A 4,847-nucleotide genomic window follows, 5' to 3' on the forward strand; every position below is an offset into this window, starting at 1 on the left:
GAACCCCGACCCATTTTGCCGGATAAAACCGATATAGAGGAGTTTAATTTGTTAAATAACACCGTTCAGAAATTATTGCAAAGCAACATAAATACTTACGTGAGCCAGAAAAATTTTATTGAAAACGCTGCCCACGAACTCCAAACCCCCTTGGCCATTAGCCTGAATAAATTAGAATTACTCGTCGAGAATAATCATTTAAACCCCAATCAGGTAGGCCAGATTGCCGCGGTTATGCAGCACCTGGAACAGCTTACCCGGCTAAACAAATCTCTTTTGTTACTTTCCCGCATAGAAAATAAGCAGTTTACGGCCGTAGAAGAAGTAGATATAAATGCCTTGCTCCGGAAAATAGTAGATGACTTAACCGATCAGGCCGAGTACCGCGAGGTAAGCCTTACTTTACACGAAGAAGCGCCCTGCCGCCAGCACCTCAATGCCGATCTGGCTACTATTATGTTCCTGAACCTAATAAAAAATGCCATTGTGCACAACCAGCCGGGGGGCTTTGTTCAGATTACCCTTAGTTCAGAAAAGCTTATTATTCAGAATACCGGCAAAGCCCAACCCCTGAACCAGCAGAAAATATTTACCCGTTTTTACAAAGACAATAATTCGGGACATTCTACCGGTTTGGGTTTACCCATTGTAAAAGCCATCGCCGATTTATATCATTTTGAGGTGAGCTACGCATTCCAGCAACATCACCTCTGGACGGTTAATTTTAAGCCCGAACCGCCTGATGTCCAAAATTTGTAACAACTTGCCCGCGATAACCCGGCATAAAGCAGTTATAAAAAATACAATTGGCAAGAAAAATATTCTTCCAGATTCTTTCCAGTATTGGTTCCTAATTTTGTGTTGGAAATAAAGCTAAAATTGAGAGAAAGCCGATGAAGCTAACTAACCTACTGGTATTACCATTGGGGGCGGATTAGGGGTACACAACGCATCTTTACATTCATCCTGTATTCCGGCAGACGACCAATATGAAGCGGTTTAAACCATTGAGATTGACCCAGGGCAAAACAAAATAGAAGCTACCGGGGTTACTCTTTACCTTAAAATAAAACTATATGCAACAGCTAAATAAAATATTCTGCAGCCTGCTTTTAAGCTTTTCGGTTTTGGCCTGCGATACTACCCAGGCCCGACAGGCGGTAAACGATGTATTCCAGAACGAACCTAAAAAAGATAAAGGTAAAAAAGAAAAGAAAGCCGACGAGCCGGCCTCCGATCAGGTAACGGTGCTGCAAAAATGGGATTTGCCCGCCGTTTTAAACGAAGTATCGGGTATTGTGTATTTGGGCGACCATAAATTTGCCTGTGTAGAAGACGAAGACGGTACCATCTTTATTTATAACACCAACACGGCTAAAATTGAAAAAGAAATTAAGTTTGGCGCGGCCGGCGATTATGAGGGCTTGGCCCTGGTGGGTAAAACCGCTTACGTAATGCGCAGCGACGGTAAAATTTTTGAAGTGAAAGATTATACCGCCTCCTCGCCGGTTACCCAAATGTACGATACGCCTTTAACTGCTAAAAATAATGTAGAAGGCCTTACCTACGACCGGCAACATAACCGCTTGCTGCTGGCCATAAAAGGTGCCGAAACCAGTAACCAAACCTACAAAGGGATTTACGCTTTTGATTTAAAAACGAAGAAACTGCAGGCTGAGCCAGTAATTAAATTAAACCTGGCCGACCCGGTTTTTGCTGAAAGCAAAGGCCAGGGCACTAACAAAGCCCTGCAACCTTCTGAAATTGCGGTAAACCCAATAAACGGCAATATTTACATAACCGAAGCCACCAATCCGCAACTTTTAATCCTAAACAGCAGCGGGGCCATAAAAGCGCGTTATAAATTAAGTAAAAGCGCCTTTAACCAACCCGAAGGCATAACCTTTAGCCCCACCGGCGACTTGTATATTTCTAATGAAGGGGGCAAAGGCAACGCCAATATTTTAAAGGTTAAAATTAACTAAGCCCACGTTGGCTGGTAAATAATCCAGCAAAATGCTTGTTTACATCAAATAAAAAAGGCCGCACCATATCATTGGGAGGCCTTTTTTGTTCAGAAAAAAAGCAGGGCAAAAAGCCGCAAACGTACATTGGAGCTCTACCCCTGAGCTACAGCTTGCACTGGCCGGATTCGAACCGGCGACCTCCCGATTAAGAGTCGAAGTAACGCTTACGTACGGCACCTGCTTTTATAACGGCAACTAACAAACAGCGGCTTTACATTTGGAAGACGAAGTAACGCTATTTTACGGCACGTTATATTTTAAAACGGGCTAAAAGCGGTAGGAGACTAACTCCTGTGTTCTACCTTTAAACTATTCCCGGGCAATGCCCGGAAAACCGGAGTCGAACCGATATTACAGGACTGGAACGAAGTAACTCCTGCCTACGGCACCGTTTTAAGTTTTACATAAATTAAAAAAGTGGGCAACTAACGCCAGGAGACTATATGTTGCTCTACCAACTGAGCTATATTCTTTACAGAATAGTGGGATTCGAACCCACGACCCACAGCGTGACAGGCGAAGTAACTCCTAACTACGGCACCACTTTTGTGAATAAAGCCAGCCGGGTAAAAACCGACGGATGTTTCGCTTTTTAAAGCGTGCAGGATTTGAACCTGCTCACCTGATTTAGGCTTTACCGAAGTAACACCCCTCTACGACACCGGCTGGTTATCTTTAAATATCCAAGGCTTCAATGCCCGCCAAAGCAGTTTGGCCGTTTTCAACTGCCGCCAACACCTCAAATACCTTATCCGACCAGCCCGCGATAAATACCACGTCGTGGGGCATTAACCGGATTGGGGCGTGGCCGTAACCCGCCAAATCGAAGAGGTAAAGCCGGGCCTTTGGTGCCACTCTTTTGTATAACTGCCATTCGCGGGCCAGGTGGCCGCCGTCGCCGGAACTGTTCCAGAGCTGGCAGTCGGTAAAGAGCATTACTTTGTCGGCTACTACCCGGCGTTGCAGCAAATCCCGGATTACCAGGTAACCATTGGTAGAATAGCCCACTTCGCCTTCGCGGCGGTAAAACTCCTGCACATTGGCCAGCACATTGGTTTGGGGCAAATTAATTACTTTCCACCGGTCGCCAAACATACCCGTAACCACTTGCCGGCAGCGGTGCTGCAGCAGCATACCCAACATTAAGCCTACATCGTAAAGCAATATTTTGCTCCGCGCCGATACCGGCTGTTGCATAGAACCCGACACGTCGCAGGCAATAACCACGTTTACGCCGTTGCCAAAACCTTTCACGTTCCGGATACTAACTTGTACCGCTGCTTCTAAGGCCGACAGTACCCGCGCCGTATAAAAAGATTTTAGCGCTGATATCTCGCGGTAAGCCGCCAGAAACCGGAACGGCAACTGTTTGGCATTTAGTACCGCCTTTTCGTTAGCCAGGTAGGCGCACAGATTTTCTACGTGCCTGCCCGATACGTTTGCTTCCAGCATATTGCGCAGGTTGCGGAGCAAGGCCATGTAACCCAGTTGGCCGCTATCCAGCAGTTCTTCCCATTTACCTTTAAAAGCCAGTTGGCGCACCGCTTCGTTCTCAAATTTAGTCTGGCCCAGCGCCGACAATTCGGTTTCCCAGGTGTAAGGCGTGGCCAGGGTGTTGTTTACAATTTTATCGAACAAATTTTGCTGCGGCGCATCTTTGGCTTTGGGGTGCGCCAGAAACAAAGCGTCGCGGAGTTTAACTTCGGTCACGCGGTTGTACTTGGCAAACTGGTACTCATCAAATTTATTAAAAGCCAGGGCCAGGCCTTTCTGTACTTGTTTAGAGAGGCGGTTTAGTTTTTTGGTACCCTGGCGTTGGTTGCTAAACTGGTAGTAAGCCAGCAGTTCGGTTATTTCATCGGCGCGGTTAATTACCCGGGCAATGGTGCGGCTTACCAGGCTATCGCCGGTGTGCAGGCGGGCCAGTTCGGCTACCAAAACCAATGGTACGCTGCGCAGGTGCATGTGCGTGCGGGTATACACCGCCAATTTGGCTACAAAAACCGGGTCGTTTTGCGCAATCAGTTCTTTAATCCGTTGCAGGCGGCCATCGGCTTTCTCGTAGAAATTATCTTGCAAGGCCGCTGTAACTACGGCCGCATACAATTGTGTACGGGCATCCATTTCCCAGGCCAGCGCACCTTCGTGGTTTTGGGTAGCCGGTGCTGGCGTTGCTTTTGGTTTTAAAAAATTGAATCGCATAACCTTTTGTTTTAGTTAACGATTCAAAATTGGGAGGCTCCTGCGCAGTCTTTTTGCGTAGTGGAAAAATTTTTGAAATTATTTTTTTAGTGTTAATGAGAAGGTAAAAGTTTGCCTATTTAAAATTTTAAATAAGAAGTTGTTTAGCGTTTTGATGTTAGTTTAAAAAAGCGCCCTTGCCATACGTTTTCACCGGCAAGAGGTCAGGCGGTGGCTATCAAATTGGCGGTGATAACACCACCAATGGCGGCTAACGGCTCATTTTACGAAAACTCTAAATAAGTTCTAAAAGAACTAAGCCGCAATTATTTATTAAATCGAATAAATTTTAAGAGAATACAGTAGTAAATATATAATTTTTTTTATATTTAGGATTTATACAAAACTAGATGTATTTACTTTATGAAATATTATATAACAATTAAAGATGAAACTTTTCCCGGAAAGGTTCTGAATGAGATTGAAGTTGCCCTGAATAAGGAGATTGTAACGGTTAAAGATATAATTGAAGCGCGTGTTTTAGCGGAAGTAGAGGCTTACAATACTAAAACACCTGAGTTTTTTAAAGGGCTGGTTCAGCCAACAGACGCTGAAATTACTATAAATGGTTACCGGACC

3 protein-coding genes and 1 pseudogene are annotated in these 4,847 nt (G+C 45.1%); 3 read left to right on the forward strand and 1 reads right to left on the reverse strand.

Translation table 11 applies throughout. The features are described 5' to 3' along the window. On the forward strand, nucleotides 1-759 hold a 759-nt coding region (locus tag ACO1R6_RS21715; RefSeq protein ID WP_486267252.1), incomplete at its 5' end, for a sensor histidine kinase. A gap of 317 nt (nucleotides 760-1,076) precedes the next feature. Continuing rightward, the gene (locus ACO1R6_RS21720; RefSeq protein ID WP_486267254.1) at nucleotides 1,077-1,985 is read left to right on the forward strand and encodes a hypothetical protein; all 909 of its coding nucleotides are present in this window, start codon (nucleotides 1,077-1,079) and stop codon (nucleotides 1,983-1,985) included. A gap of 717 nt (nucleotides 1,986-2,702) precedes the next feature. Here ACO1R6_RS21720 and ACO1R6_RS21725 read toward each other — a convergent pair. Then, complete coding sequence (locus ACO1R6_RS21725) at nucleotides 2,703-4,229, reverse strand: TROVE domain-containing protein (protein ID WP_486267256.1); 1,527 nt, start codon at nucleotides 4,227-4,229, stop codon at nucleotides 2,703-2,705. Between the two features lie 402 nt (nucleotides 4,230-4,631). Here ACO1R6_RS21725 and ACO1R6_RS21730 point away from each other — a divergent pair. Then, a pseudogene (locus ACO1R6_RS21730) lies at nucleotides 4,632-4,847 on the forward strand (hypothetical protein); the annotation flags it as partial.

Source organism: Adhaeribacter sp. (genome assembly GCF_057359045.1).